The sequence below is a fragment of the Microbacterium sp. 1.5R genome (genome assembly GCF_001889265.1).
In the GTDB taxonomy this organism is placed as follows: Bacteria; Actinomycetota; Actinomycetes; order Actinomycetales; family Microbacteriaceae; genus Microbacterium.
This window is the reverse complement of record NZ_CP018151.1, coordinates 1,356,832-1,369,812: the sequence shown is the minus strand read 5'-3', so window position 1 is coordinate 1,369,812 and position 12,981 is coordinate 1,356,832. Positions and strand designations below refer to the sequence as shown.

Here is a 12,981-nt window from a genome sequence, read left to right as displayed (position 1 = left end):
GTCAGCGCGCCGAGCTCGTGCTGAAGAACTTCCGCCGACGGCTGGGACGCAGCGCGCGGCGCATGTAGACGGTCCCGAGGTCCCGGCCGAACTTGTGCCCGACCCGGCCCATCCGTCCGGCCTCGACGAAGCCGAGCTTCGCGTGGAGCCGAATCGAGGCGTCGGCCTTCGTGTCGCTGATCACGGCCACCATCTCGCGGATGCCGAGCTGTTCGCAGGCGTCGATGAGCGCCTGCAGCAGCGCAGCTCCGAGCCCCTTGCCGCCGGCTCCCGGGCCGAGGTAGATCGAGTCCTCGACCGTGTACCGGTACGCGTTCTTGCCCGCCCACGGCTGCGCCAGCGCGTACCCGATCACGACCCCCGCCGGCGAGACCGCCACCAGGAAGGGCAGGCCGAGCTTGCTCAGCAGCGCGAACTTCTCACGCCAGTAGGGGATGCTGCTGCGCCGCTCATCGAGAGTGACCACCGAATTGCTGACGAAATGGTTGTAGATCTCGCGCACGTACGGGAGGTCGCCCGAACGTGCGGGGCGGATCGAGTACGAGAACACGTCGGGTTCGGGCTGCGGGCGCAGATGGCGCGGCAGCACACGGCGGCGATCACCGGGCTCGAACTGCATGCGATCAGCTTAGAGGGGGCGCTTCGCCGACGCGCCAGTCGATCGGACTCGCACCGAGCCCGTCGAGCAGCTCGTTCGCTCGCGAGAACGGCCGAGAGCCGAAGAATCCGCGCCGTGCGGAGAGCGGAGACGGGTGCGCCGAGGCGATCACGGGGGTCTCGCCGAGGAGGGGCTGCAGATTCGCGGCGTCCTTGCCCCACAGGATCGCGACGAGCGGCTGGTCCCGCGCGACGAGTGCGCGGATCGCGAGCTCGGTCACCTGCTCCCATCCCCAGCGGCGATGGGAGCCGGCCTCGCCGGGCCGCACGGTCAGCACCCTGTTGAGCAGCAGGACCCCCTGGTCGCTCCACGCGGACAGATCTCCGTGGGGGGCAGGCGGGATGCCGAGATCGCTCGCGAGTTCCCGGTAGATGTTCCCCAGGCTGCGCGGCAGCGGCCGCACGTCATGGTCGACGGCGAACGACAGCCCGATCGGGTGCCCGGGAGTCGGATACGGGTCCTGGCCGGTGATGAGCACCTTGACGTCGGACATCGGGCGTTCGAAGGCGCGCAGCACGTGATCGCCCGCGGGAAGATAACCGCGTCCTGCGGCCTGCTCCTCCCGCAGCCGCTCCCCGAGGGCGGTGATCGTCTGCTGAGCCGGAGCGAGTGCGTCCGCCCATTCGGGGTCCATGAGACCGTCGCCGGCGAGCTCGGCGAGAGTGCGCGCGGTCATCCTCAGTCGATCGGCCGCACGCGCAGCGGTCCGCGGGCGAGAAGATGGTTGGCCGACTGCGCGACGGGTCGCATCGTGACGAGGTCGAGATTCACATGAGCGGGCGCGTCGAGGGCATAGGCGATCACGTCGGCGACGTCCTCGGCACGCAGCGGCGCCTCGACGCCCGAATACACGGCCTCTGCCGCGACCGCGTCTCCGCCCAGACGGTTGAGCGTGAACTCCTCGGTGTGCACCATTCCGGGAGCGATCTCGGACACGCGGATCGGCTCGCCGTTCAACTCGAGACGGAGGGCGTGCACGAGCATGGCCTGCGCGGCCTTGGCGGCGTTGTAGCCTCCGCCGCCCGGGTAGGCCACCTGGGCGGCCGTCGAGGTCACGAACACGGTGTCCGCGTGACCGTCCGCGGCGGCTGCCCGACGAAGCAGAGGCAGGAGCCCCGCCACCAGACGCTGGCTCGAGAGCACGTTCGCGTCGTACATCCACTGCCAGTCGTCGATCGACGCGTTCTCGATGCGATCCGTGCCTCGCGCTCCGCCCGCGACCTGCACGAGAGCGTGCACGGGTCCCGAATCCTCGAGCTCCGAGACCAGCGCTGCGACGGCTTCCGGGTTCGTCAGGTCGCACGCGATCGTCGACGCCCCGGTCTCCGCCGAGAGCGCCTCCAGTCGGGACGCCCGTCGCGCGACTCCCACGACCCCCCAGCCGCGGGCGCGCAGCGCGCGCACCGTCGCCTGTCCGATACCCGAACTCGCACCCGTCACCACTGCACGCCTGTTCACCATTCCTCCACCGTACGATGTTCCGGCCGCGAAAGCCGCTGCGCATCGTCGGGTCGCGTCGACGCGCCGCGTCGGGAGTCGACGCGCGCCGACCGGACCTCGGAGACGAGGACGAGTGCGACCCCGGCTCCGCACAGCGCGAATCCGGCGATCGTGAGGATCGTCAGAGGCTCCCCCAGCAGAATGGTTCCGGCCAGTGACGTCGTCGGCGCGATCAGGAAGAGCAGCGCCTGCAGGGCGGTGATGCCGATGCGCTTCAGCAGCCACCAGTACAGGCCGTATGCGGCGAGCGTCGGAGCGGCCGCGGTCAGCACCACGGCGAGCCAGAACGATCCGGAGGCGGGCGGAACCAGCGTCCCCGTCACCGCCGCGATCACCACGAGCAGCGCCGCCGTCACCGTCACGTGGACGGTCAGCGTCACGAGCACGCCGGTCTGCACCCCGGTCTTCCGCTGCAGCAGGGTGCCGACGATGAGGCACACCATGGCGACGGCCGGCAGCGCATAGGCCGCAGGTGGAGCCTCGGTGGCGCCGAGCTGCGACTGGATGACGAGCAGCACTCCGATCGCGCCCACTCCGAGCCCGACCCATTGAGCTCCGCGCACACGCAGACCGAGGATGGGCCCGACGAGCACAGCCACCACCAGGGGCTGCACCGCGTCGATGAGAGCCACGGTGCCGGTGGCGATGCCTGCGGCGACGGCACCGTAGACCGCGATGCAGTAGCCGAACTGCGCGAAGATCCCTATCGAAGCCTGGATCCGGAGCTCACGTCGGTGCATCCCCGTCGCCGCTCCTGAGACGACGACGAGCACGAGCAGCGCGACGGCCAGGGGCGCGAACCGCCACACGAGGAGCGTCAGGGGCGAGACCTCGACGGTGGCGAACGCCGGGATGATGAACCCCGAGCTCCAGGTCACGACGAATGCGGTCGCGGCGGTCGCCGTCGTCACGACCGGAAGTACACCGATCTGTTTACTCATGATGCCGACTATACAGACTGGTATAGTCGTCCGCATGACCTCGTCCGTTCCCGAACTCGTCCCGCTCACGCCCGGAGGGCGGCGCGTTCTCGACGCCGCATCCCGACTGTTCTACGAGCGAGGCATCCACGCGGTCGGGGTCGACACGATCGCCGAGGCGGCCGGAGTCACGAAGAAGACGCTCTACGACCGCTTCGGGTCGAAGGAGGCGCTGGTCGTCTCCTACCTCCAGCACCGGGATGCGCGGTGGCGCGACCACGTCGCCGGCCAGCTCGCCCGGGTGCCCGATCCCGGCGCCGACCGTGTGCTCGCGGTCTTCGACGCCGCGATCTCCTGGTCCGACGAGAACAGCCCGAAGGGATGCAGCGCGATCAACGCCCGAGCCGAGATCGGCGAGGGCAACGACGACCACCCGGTGTTCCCCGAGGTGTCTCGCCAGAAGGCCTGGCTCCTCGATCTGTTCGAGGAGCTCTGCAGCGAAGCGGGGATCACCGATCCGCAGGCGATGGCACAGGCGATGATGCTGCTGTACGAGGGCGCGATCGTCACGGTCGGGATGACGACGTTCGCCGAGCCGTTCGCGATCGCTCGCACGTGGGCGGCGAGGCTTCTCGGCCGGCCCTGAACCCGCACGCGCACCGGCGCCGGGATCCGGCCGGTGTTCATTACGTCACATTTCCCACCCACTGTTGACAACTTCCGATATTCCGTACTGTCGCATCAACGACATCAGTCGAATCGACCTTCCAACAGTTCCAGGGGGAACACATGTCCGCACCCGAGACCTGGCGTTTCGAGACCAAGCAGATCCACTCCGGCGCGGCTCCCGACCCCGTGACCAAGGCCCGCGCCACTCCGATCTACCAGACCACGTCCTACGTGTTCGACAGCGCGGATCACGCCGCGAACCTGTTCGCCCTGGCGGAGTTCGGCAACATCTACACCCGCATCCAGAACCCGACGCAGGACGTCCTGGAGCAGCGCCTCGCGGCACTCGAGGGGGGCACCGGAGCCCTGGTCCTCGCCAGCGGTCAGGCGGCGTCGACGTTCGCTGTGCTGAACATCGCGCAGGCCGGTGACCACATCGTCTCGTCCAGCTCGATCTACGGCGGCACGTACAACCTGTTCAAGTACACGCTCGCCAAGCTCGGCATCGAGGTCACGTTCGTCGAGAACCAGGACGACCCCGAGGAGTGGCGCCGCGCGCTGCGACCGAACACCAAGCTCTTCTTCGCGGAGACCATCGGCAACCCGCAGATCAACATCCTCGACATCCGCACCGTCGCAGACGTGGCGCACGAGGGCGGCGTCCCGCTGATCGTCGACAACACGATCGCGACTCCGTACCTGATCCGCCCGTTCGAGCACGGCGCCGACATCGTCGTGCACTCGGTCACCAAGTTCCTCGGCGGCCACGGAACCACCATCGGCGGCGCGATCATCGACGGCGGCACCTTCGAGTGGTCGAAGAACGTCGAGCGCTTCCCCGGCCTCACCGAGCCCGACCCGTCGTACCACGGCGCGAGCTACACCGCCGCGGTCGGTGACCCGCTCGCCTACATCATCAAGGCCCGGGTGCAGCTGCTCCGCGACCTCGGCTCGGCCATCGCGCCGCAGAGCGCCTGGAACCTCATCCAGGGCATCGAGACGCTGTCGCTGCGCATCGAGCGTCACGTGCAGAACGCCCAGGAGATCGCCGAGTGGCTCGACAGCCGGGACGACGTGGCATCCGTCAACTACTCTGGCCTGCCCTCTTCCCCCTGGTACGCCAAGGCGAACCAGTACGCACCCAAGGGCGTCGGTGCGGTGCTGTCGTTCGAGCTCAAGGGCGGCGTCGAAGCCGGTCGCGAGTTCGTCAACAGCCTGTCGCTGTTCAGCCACCTCGCGAACATCGGCGACGTGCGCTCTCTCGTCATCCACCCGGCGTCGACCACCCACGCGCAGCTCACGCCCGAGCAGCAGCTCACGGCCGGCGTCACCCCCGGCCTCGTGCGACTGTCGGTGGGCATCGAGAACATCGACGACCTCAAGGCAGACCTCGACGAGGCACTCGCCGCGGCTCGCCGCGTGTCGGAGGCCGCTCGCGCCTGACCGCCATCACGCAGAGCAAGTGCCCCGGGCTTCGGCTCGGGGCACTTCTCGTCCCCGGCTCGTTCGGCCCGTGCACAGGCGGCGCGGACGACAATGAGAACCCACCCGAGGAGCTCACGATCGCCGCCACGACGCATCCGCCGACCCGCCGACGCACGCACGTACCCGCGGGGCGAGCCATCGCCGTCGTCGCACTGGTCGTGCTGGTCATGATCGTGTGCGTCTGGGTCCCGGGCGTGGTGGGAACCGCGGCCGCTGCGCTTCTCCCCTGGTGCGGTCTCGCGCTCGGAGTGCTGGCGGTGGTCGCCCTCCTCCTCGCCCGACGTGTCCTCCTGGTGCTGCTCGTGCCTATCCTCGCGTGGATGCTGGCGATCGCTCCGTCTGCTCCGGGCTTCGCCTCGGGCAGCGCCGACGAGTCGCCCGGCGTGCGGATCGTCAGCCAGAACGTGCGCGCCCACTCCGGTGGCGCGGCGGAATCCGCGACGGACCTCGCTGGCTCCGGCGCCGAGGTCATCGCCCTCACCGAGCTCGACGCCGACAGCCTCGCGGCGGCACGCGACACGCTCGCCGCCGACTACCCGCACTCGTATGCCGTCGGCACGGTCGCCGTGTGGAGCCGCCTGCCGATCGCGGATGCGCAGGCGCTGTCCCTCGGACTCGACTGGAAGCGCGCACTGCGTGTGGTCGTGAATGCGCCGGACGGCGACGTGGCCGTCTACGTCATGCACGCGGCGTCCGTCCGCCCGGGCGTGCAGAGCGAGCGGGACGCGATGCTGTCCGGCATCGCCGATGCCGTCGCCGCCGATTCATCGGGGTCGGTCGTCGTCGTCGGCGACTTCAACGCCGCCTCTGCAGATCCTGCCCTGGGCGCCATCCGATCTCATCTCGACTGGGTCAGGCCGACCGACGGCGCCCTCGGGTTCACGTGGCCCGCCGCACTCCCGCTCGCCAGGATCGATCATGTCTTCACGCGCGGCCTGACCGTGCTCGGTTCGACGACCATGCGGGCAGGCAGCAGCGACCACCTGGCGACGGTCACCACCCTCGCGTTCTGAGCGATCCGACGACGCATCCGTCCGCGGCGCACCGGGCGCGTAACCTGCGGCCGGCGCGTCGCGCGTCAGGCGAGAATGGAAGCATGGACTGGCAGACGACCTCTGAGGACACGGTGCCGTCGGCGCCCGTGACGGAGGCCGACGTGCGCCTGCTTCGCGCACGACCTCCCGCCACCGGCGCCTGGCGCGACGGGGACCCGGCCGGCGGACGGCGTTTCACCTCGTTCGGCGCTTTCCCGACCGAGAGCGGCGCCGAGCTCCCGGGCTTCCGCCTCGCGTTCGAGACCTGGGGCGAGCTGAACGACGACCGGGACAACGCGATCCTCGTCCTGCATGCGCTCACCGGCGACAGTCACGTGCGCGGCGCCGCCGGGGCGGGACACCCGACCGCCGGCTGGTGGGAGGACATCACCGGCCCCGGAGCACCGCTCGACACCGACCGCTGGTTCGTCATCGCACCCAACATGCTCGGCGGCTGCCAGGGATCCACCGGCCCGGCCAGCATCGCTCCCTCCGGATACGAGTGGGCCTCGCGCTTCCCCTACCTGACGATCCGCGACCAGGTCGCCGCGCAGGTACGCCTCGCCGACTCGCTGGGCATCGACACCTGGGCCGCGGTGATCGGCGGCTCCATGGGCGGGATGCACGCGCTCGAATGGGCGGTCTCGCACCCCGAGCGCGTCGCTCGCCTCGCCGTGCTGTCATCGCCTCCGGTCACGACAGCCGATCAGATCGCCCTCAACACGGTGCAGCTCGAGACCATCCGGATGGATCCCCGGTTCCTGGGCGGCGAGTACTACGATCTGGCCGACGGCGACGGCCCGCACCGCGGCCTGGCGCTCGCCCGTCGCATGGCACTGCTCAACTACCGCAGTCCGATCGAGCTCAACCAGCGGTTCCAGCGCTCGTGGCAGTCAGGGGTGTCGCCTCTCGGCCATGGCGGACGTTTCGCGGTCGAGTCGTACCTGGACTTCCACGGCAACAAGTTCACCCGCCGTTTCGACGCGAACAGCTACATCACCCTCGTCGAGGCGATGAACTCGCACGACGTCGGCCGCGACCGCGGCGGGGTCGAAGAGGCGCTGCGCGCCGTGACGGCGACGACGCTCGTCCTCGGCATCGACAGCGACCGCCTCTTCCCCGTCGACGGACAGCACCGCATCTCCCGCAGCATCCCGAACACCCTCGACGGCACCGAAGCCGTGGTGCTGAACAGCGATTTCGGGCATGACGGCTTCCTCATCGAGACCGAGGCGGTCGGCAGCAACCTGCGGCGGCTGCTCGCGAGCTAGATCGGATCGATCGTCCACGGCAGGGATCCGGTGCGCAGCCGCAGGCCCTCCCACTCGAAGTCGGTGCCCTGTGGCGACTGGACCACTCGGGTCGCGAAGTGCTGCGCATCGCCAGCCGACGCGAGAGCGTCCTCGGCCGTGTCGAACCGGCTGAGCTGATGCAGGGTGACCCAGGTCGGCGGGAAGAGCGTCCACTCCCCCGTGGCATGCCTCGACAGAGCTTCGGCAGGGCTCAGCCAGACCGCGTCGACGACCTCGTCGGGCGAGAACCGCAAGTCCCCTCGCGGCGCTCCGGCGAGGAAGAACCACGTCCGGATGCGGATCGGCGCCTCGGCCGGCGGCTGCCAGCGGGACAGCAGCACCGGATCGGCGATCGTCAGGCCGACCTCCTCGCGCGTCTCACGGATCGCCGCTCGACGCGCGTCGTCGCTCTCCTCCGCCCCCGCGCGGCGGTCGGACGGCTCCACCTTGCCGCCTGGGAACACCCACGCACCGGCGAACGAACCGCGATCCGGCCGGCGCATCAGCAGCACAGCGAAGCCGTCGGGTGTCGAGCGCAGCAGCACGGCCGTCCCGGCGACGGGCAGATGGTCCAGATCGGTCACAGCCTCACTCTATGAGGCGCAATGCCGCTCAGGCCTGAACGAGGACGGGCTTGCGCGCCTCTGTGCGATACGACAGCAACGCGATCACGAGGCCCGCGACGGCGAGGGCCGCCCCGGTCCACGACGGCGCGACGAAGCCCCATCCGGCCGCGATCACCATGCCGCCGAGGAACGCGCCGAGGCTGTTGCCGATGTTGAGCGCAGAGTGGTTCATCGCCGCGGCGATCGACTGATTGTCTCCGGCGACATCCATCAACCGCGTCTGGATCGTCGGGCTGAGCACCGAGGACACGAAGCCCACGACGAATACGAGGAGGGCGAGGCTGACGATCCAGAATGCGAGCACGGCGAGGAGTGCGAACACGAGCGCCATCGCTGCGAGTCCGAAGAGCAGCGTGCGTCGCAGGTCGATGTCGGCGAGATGCCCGCCGACGAGGTTGCCGGCGGTCATGCCCAATCCCATCAGCACCAGCACGATCGGCACCGCCCACTCGGGAGAGCCCGCCACCTCGGTCACCAGGGGCGCGATGTAGCTGTAGACCGCGAAGAAGCCGCCGAACCCGATCGCACCGACGCCGAGCGTGAACCAGACCTGCGGGATGCGGAACACGCCGAGCTCCTCGCGCATGGTCCGGCCGGGAGAGCCGGGATGCTCGGGCACGAAGAAGATGATGCAGACGGTCGCGAGGGCGAAGACGAGGGTCACGACCGCGAAGGCTGCCCGCCACCCCCAGAGCTGACCGAGGAAGGTCCCGAACGGCACCCCGACCACGTTCGCCACCGTCAATCCGGTGAGGATGAAGGCGACGCCCTTGGCTCGGTTGCCCGGCCCCATCACGTCAGCCGCGACCAGCGCGCCGATGCCGAAGTAGGCGCCGTGAGGCAGCCCCGCGAGGAATCGCGAGGCACCGACGAGTTCGAAGGTCGGGAGGAAGACCGTGAGCGCGTTGAACAGGGTCAGCGCCAGAGCCAGCCCGATCATGACGCGATGCCGCGGGTAGCGCGCGACGAAGCCGGCGATCGTGGGAGCTCCGACGACGACGCCGAGAGCGTAGAGCGAGATCAGCCAGCCGGCCTGGCTCAGCGCGTCTTCGGGGCTGCTGGCCCACAGCGTGGGCAGCAGCTCGTCAGCGATGTTGGGCAGCAGGCCCATGACGACGAACTCGGTCATGCCGATGCCGAAGCTGCCGATGGCGAGGGAGAGGAGCGCCCACTTCGCCGCACCCCTCGATTCAGTCGAGGGATTCACCCGTCGAGTCTACGGGGTGTCCGAGTCGTCGACCGCCGCTTCGAGCCGCTCGATCTTCGCATCGAGCTCCCCCGCGTACCCGGGTCGGATGTCAGCCTTGAGCACCAGCGAGACCCGCGACCCGAACGGCATCACGGCCTCGGTCGCGCGCTTGACGACGTCCATCACCGAGTCCCAGTCCGGTCCTTCGATCTCGGTGAACATGCTGGTCGTGCGGTGCGGCAGTCCCGACTCGCGCACGACCCGCACGGCGGCGGCGACCGCGTCGTGGACCGACGCGTCTGAGCGCTCCGATCCGTCGGAGGGTGTGCCGCTCGGCGCGACGGAGAAGGCGATCAACATGGGTTCACTCCCGGGTGGTGGACGGATTGCGGGCGGGCACACGGACGACGGCGCGGATGCCGACGGCGAGGAGCACGATGAGGAGGACGTTCCGCGCGGTCAGGATGACGATGGGCTGCAGCTCCGCGCGCAGCAGCGCGTCGTAGCTGAGCGGGTAGACCAGGCACGTGAGGGCACAGAGCGCGAGCACGAGCACGGCGGGCCAGACGGCTCGTGCGCGGTCGAAGACGAACCACAGGATGACCGGAGCGATCAGCCACGTCTGGAACTGCGGTGAGCCCACCTTGTTCATCACGATCAGGGTCGTGACGAGACTCAGCGCGAGAGGAGGCAACAGCCGCGCCGACGATGCGCCCCGCGCAGCCTTGAGTCCCCCGACGACCATCACGACGACCACGAGGACCGCCATCAGCGGTGTGAGCACCGCACTGACCGCGTCCGCACCCTGAGCACTGATCTGGAAGGTCAGGATGTCGAAGCTGTACTCGATGCGAGCGGCACCCGAGATCGCGAGCCAGAGGAACGGGGTCGCCGCGACGGCTTCGATCTGGAGGCCCCGCCCGGTCTGCTCCGTCAGGAATCCGAAGATCTCGGTGTCGGCTCCGAGCAGGAACAGCAGCGAGATGACGACGGCGGACACGGCTGCAGCCGTGAGCAGGACGCGCATCCTGCTCACGAGCGCGACCACGGCGGCGAGCACGAGGGCGGCCGGCCAGATCTTGATCCAGGCGCCGATCGTCAGCAGCGCGGCTGCCGCAGCGGGGCGACGGACCAGCCAGAGCCCGCCGATCACCGCCAGAGGCACGGTGATCGCGTCGATGCGGTACATCGCGATCGGGCCGAGCAGAAGCAGAGCGGCGACCCAGAACCACGCCGCCGCACGCCGCGGACGAGATGATGCGCGGCCGAGAAGCACCGCGAAGGCGATCGCATCGAGCACCGTCACAAGCGCAGCCCACGCGATCAGGTAGGCCTCCGAGGCGCCCACGACGGCGATGAGCGGGGCCGACAGGACCTTGGCGAGCAGCATGGGAACGAGCGCGAGCTGGGGATAGACCCACGACTCGGTGATCCCGACGATCGCTCCTCCCGAGAGCGCGGCGGTCGACCAGGGTTCGTAGACCAGCACCACGTCGCCCATCGGCTGGCTCGGGTACAGCCACCCCGTGACCGCGATCGCGATATGCACGGTCGCGAACGCGCTCCACAGCGCGACGAGACGAACCGTCGTGGTGCGACTCACGCGATGACGTCCGCGATCGCGCGAGGAAGAGCCTCCGCGACATCCAGGGCGACGATCGGATGCCCCTGCGCGCCGCCGATTGCGCCGATGCCCGCAGCGATGCGCCCGGCGTGACCGTGCAGCCAGGCGGCGGCGGCCGCGATCTCCGCAGTCGATGCGTCGACCTCGCCCGCGAGCAGCGCTCCGAGAACACCCCCGAGGACATCACCGGTGCCGGCCGTCGCCAGCCAGCCGGTGCCTGCCTCCACTCGGATGACGCCGCCGTCGGGGTCTGCGATCAGCGTCTGCGCGCCCTTCAGCAGCACGGTCGCGTCGATCTCGCTCGCCACGCGGGCGACCGCGGTCGCCCGATCATCGTCACCGGCGAAGCCGAGCTGAGTCTGCAGCCGCTCGAACTCGCGTCGATGCGGCGTCAGCACGAGCGGCGCGCGGCTCCCGGGCGCGAGATCCAGTGCCCCCGCGTCGACGACCACCGGGACGGAGCCGTCGAGCAGGTCGCGGAGCTCGCGTTCCTCGTCGGAGGTCCTGCTCGCGGCGTTCGTCCCCGATCCGATGACCCAGGCGCCGACGCGTGCGCCGGCGGCCCGCGGGCTGACCACCGTCTCGGGGCGGCGAGCGATCACGGCATCCGCCGCTCGTCCCTCACCGATATACCGGACGAATCCTGCTCCGGCACGCCACGCCGCTTCCACGCCGAGCACGGCTGCGCCGGGGTAGTCGGAAGACCCGGTGCGCAGGCCCACGACCCCGCGGGAGTACTTGTCGTCATCCGCGCCCGGCACGCGCAGGAGGCGGGCGGTGTCGTCGCGGGACCAATCGCGTGCGTCGGGCATGACTCCACGTTAGTGCGACGGCCCTCCTCGCCCCAGCCGCACAGTAGCGTCGAGGGGTGAGCATTCTCTTCTCTCCCCTGAGCATCCGTTCCTCCACTTTCCGCAACCGGCTCTGGGTGTCCCCCATGTGCATGTACAGCGCGGTGGAGGGCGTCGTGCAGGAGTGGCACCACACTCACCTCGCGCAGTTCGCCTCCGGCGGCGCGGGTCTGATCGTCGCCGAGGCGACCGCTGTCGTGCCGGAAGGTCGCATCTCACCGCGAGACGCCGGGCTCTGGAACGACGAGCAGCGCGACGCCTGGGCGCCGATCGTCGAGGCGATCCACTCGCGCGGTGCCGCTGCGGGCATCCAATTGGCGCACGCCGGCCGCAAGGCGTCGACCTGGTGGCCCTGGGCCGACGAGCGCGGATCCGTGCCCGAGACCGACGGCGGATGGACGACCACGGCCCCGTCCGCGATCGCCTTCGAGGGCTTCGCCGCACCGGTCGCACTCGATGCGGCCGGCATCGACGCCGTCGTGGCGGGATTCGCCGCCGCCACTCGACGGGCGCTCGACGCCGGCTTCGACGTGCTCGAGGTCCACGGCGCACACGGATACCTGCTGCACCAGTTCCTCTCTCCTCTGTCGAACCTGCGGGACGACGAGTACGGCGGATCGCTCGAGAACCGGGCTCGGCTGCTCCTCCGGGTGGTCGACGCGATCCGCGAGGTCGCCGGTGACGATGTGCCGGTGTTCGTTCGCATCTCGGCGACCGATCACGCCGAGGGCGGGTTCACGCCCGAGGAGGCGGCGACGGTGAGCACCTGGGCCACCGAGCACGGGGCCGATCTCATCGACGTCTCCAGCGGCGGGCTCGTCGCGCATCAGCAGATCAGCGTGTTCCCCGGATACCAGGTGCCGCTGGCCGAGTCGGTACGCCAGGGCGGACGCATCCCGGTGTCCGCCGTGGGCCTGATCACCGCTGCCGAACAGGCCGAGCAGGTGCTCGCCGACGGGGCCGCCGACGCGATCTTCGCCGGCCGGGAGTGGCTGCGCGACCCGCACTTCGCGCTCCGCGCCGCGCACGAACTCGGCGCGGACATCACCTGGCCGCCGCAGTACGAGCGCGCGCACTGGCGCTGACCACCACCCACGGCGAAGGCCCCGGTCCGCTCGGACCGAGGCCTTCGT

14 protein-coding genes are annotated in these 12,981 nt (G+C 69.9%); 5 read left to right on the top strand and 9 right to left on the bottom strand.

Annotated features, from left to right (window positions below):
* Position 1 precedes the first annotated feature (1 nt).
* The 4 genes from BMW26_RS06370 to BMW26_RS06355 are packed head-to-tail and all read right to left on the bottom strand — an operon-like array spanning position 2 to position 3,099.
* A complete protein-coding gene (locus tag BMW26_RS06370) occupies positions 2–619 on the bottom strand; it encodes a GNAT family N-acetyltransferase (RefSeq protein ID WP_053095693.1) in 618 nt (205 codons plus the stop codon).
* 4 nt (positions 620–623) lie between these two features.
* Positions 624–1,334 (bottom strand): uracil-DNA glycosylase, encoded by a 711-nt coding sequence (locus BMW26_RS06365; RefSeq protein ID WP_072591070.1) that lies wholly within the window; start codon positions 1,332–1,334, stop codon positions 624–626.
* Positions 1,335–1,336: 2 nt separating this feature from the next.
* Positions 1,337–2,119, bottom strand: coding sequence for an SDR family oxidoreductase (locus tag BMW26_RS06360; RefSeq protein ID WP_171821902.1), 783 nt, complete (start codon positions 2,117–2,119; stop codon positions 1,337–1,339).
* A complete protein-coding gene (locus tag BMW26_RS06355) occupies positions 2,113–3,099 on the bottom strand; it encodes a DMT family transporter (RefSeq protein WP_083569306.1) in 987 nt (328 codons plus the stop codon). The genes BMW26_RS06360 and BMW26_RS06355 overlap by 7 nt, the downstream gene beginning before the upstream one ends.
* A 34-nt stretch (positions 3,100–3,133) precedes the next feature.
* Between BMW26_RS06355 and BMW26_RS06350 the strand changes: the two genes are divergently transcribed.
* The 4 genes from BMW26_RS06350 to metX all read left to right on the top strand — a co-directional run bounded on the left by BMW26_RS06350 (position 3,134) and on the right by metX (position 7,537).
* Positions 3,134–3,724, top strand: coding sequence for a TetR/AcrR family transcriptional regulator (locus BMW26_RS06350; protein WP_053095691.1), 591 nt, complete (start codon positions 3,134–3,136; stop codon positions 3,722–3,724).
* Between the two features lie 143 nt (positions 3,725–3,867).
* Entirely contained in the window at positions 3,868–5,190 is a 1,323-nt protein-coding gene (locus BMW26_RS06345; RefSeq protein ID WP_056278296.1) for a bifunctional o-acetylhomoserine/o-acetylserine sulfhydrylase, read from the top strand.
* 209 nt (positions 5,191–5,399) lie between these two features.
* Complete coding sequence (locus BMW26_RS06340; protein WP_232224555.1) at positions 5,400–6,245, top strand: endonuclease/exonuclease/phosphatase family protein; 846 nt, start codon at positions 5,400–5,402, stop codon at positions 6,243–6,245.
* Positions 6,246–6,328: 83 nt separating this feature from the next.
* Entirely contained in the window at positions 6,329–7,537 is a 1,209-nt protein-coding gene (metX, locus tag BMW26_RS06335; RefSeq protein WP_053095688.1) for a homoserine O-acetyltransferase MetX, read from the top strand.
* Here metX and BMW26_RS06330 read toward each other — a convergent pair.
* Genes BMW26_RS06330 through BMW26_RS06310 form a run of 5 tightly spaced genes read right to left on the bottom strand, consistent with a single transcriptional unit; the run spans position 7,534 to position 11,809 of the window.
* Entirely contained in the window at positions 7,534–8,142 is a 609-nt protein-coding gene (locus BMW26_RS06330) for an NUDIX hydrolase (protein WP_072591068.1), read from the bottom strand. The genes metX and BMW26_RS06330 overlap by 4 nt on opposite strands.
* 28 nt (positions 8,143–8,170) lie before the next feature.
* Positions 8,171–9,391 carry an MFS transporter gene (locus BMW26_RS06325; RefSeq protein ID WP_053095686.1) on the bottom strand — a complete coding sequence of 407 codons (1,221 nt, stop codon included), beginning with the start codon at positions 9,389–9,391 and terminating at the stop codon, positions 8,171–8,173.
* A gap of 9 nt (positions 9,392–9,400) precedes the next feature.
* Positions 9,401–9,733: a thiamine-binding protein gene (locus BMW26_RS06320; protein ID WP_072591067.1), complete on the bottom strand. Its 333-nt coding sequence runs from the start codon at positions 9,731–9,733 to the stop codon at positions 9,401–9,403.
* A gap of 4 nt (positions 9,734–9,737) precedes the next feature.
* Positions 9,738–10,976 carry a glycosyltransferase 87 family protein gene (locus tag BMW26_RS06315; protein WP_072591066.1) on the bottom strand — a complete coding sequence of 413 codons (1,239 nt, stop codon included), beginning with the start codon at positions 10,974–10,976 and terminating at the stop codon, positions 9,738–9,740.
* Positions 10,973–11,809, bottom strand: a complete 837-nt coding sequence (locus tag BMW26_RS06310) for an NAD(P)H-hydrate dehydratase (RefSeq protein ID WP_072591065.1) — start codon at positions 11,807–11,809, stop codon at positions 10,973–10,975. The genes BMW26_RS06315 and BMW26_RS06310 overlap by 4 nt, the downstream gene beginning before the upstream one ends.
* A gap of 56 nt (positions 11,810–11,865) precedes the next feature.
* Between BMW26_RS06310 and BMW26_RS06305 the strand changes: the two genes are divergently transcribed.
* Positions 11,866–12,933, top strand: a complete 1,068-nt coding sequence (locus BMW26_RS06305) for an NADH:flavin oxidoreductase/NADH oxidase (RefSeq protein WP_072591064.1) — start codon at positions 11,866–11,868, stop codon at positions 12,931–12,933.
* Positions 12,934–12,981: the final 48 nt, after the last annotated feature.

Excerpts from the sequence above, each read along its gene's own strand:
- BMW26_RS06370 (WP_053095693.1), bottom strand. The coding sequence starts at position 619 with ATGCAGTTCGAGCCCGGTGATCGCCGCCGTGTGCTGCCGCGCCATCTG.
- BMW26_RS06365 (WP_072591070.1), bottom strand. The coding sequence starts at position 1,334 with ATGACCGCGCGCACTCTCGCCGAGCTCGCCGGCGACGGTCTCATGGAC.
- BMW26_RS06360 (WP_171821902.1), bottom strand. The coding sequence starts at position 2,119 with ATGGTGAACAGGCGTGCAGTGGTGACGGGTGCGAGTTCGGGTATCGGA.
- BMW26_RS06355 (WP_083569306.1), bottom strand. The coding sequence starts at position 3,099 with ATGAGTAAACAGATCGGTGTACTTCCGGTCGTGACGACGGCGACCGCC.
- BMW26_RS06350 (WP_053095691.1), top strand. The coding sequence starts at position 3,134 with ATGACCTCGTCCGTTCCCGAACTCGTCCCGCTCACGCCCGGAGGGCGG.
- BMW26_RS06345 (WP_056278296.1), top strand. The coding sequence starts at position 3,868 with ATGTCCGCACCCGAGACCTGGCGTTTCGAGACCAAGCAGATCCACTCC.
- BMW26_RS06340 (WP_232224555.1), top strand. The coding sequence starts at position 5,400 with ATGATCGTGTGCGTCTGGGTCCCGGGCGTGGTGGGAACCGCGGCCGCT.
- metX (WP_053095688.1), top strand. The coding sequence starts at position 6,329 with ATGGACTGGCAGACGACCTCTGAGGACACGGTGCCGTCGGCGCCCGTG.
- BMW26_RS06320 (WP_072591067.1), bottom strand. The coding sequence starts at position 9,733 with ATGTTGATCGCCTTCTCCGTCGCGCCGAGCGGCACACCCTCCGACGGA.
- BMW26_RS06310 (WP_072591065.1), bottom strand. The coding sequence starts at position 11,809 with ATGCCCGACGCACGCGATTGGTCCCGCGACGACACCGCCCGCCTCCTG.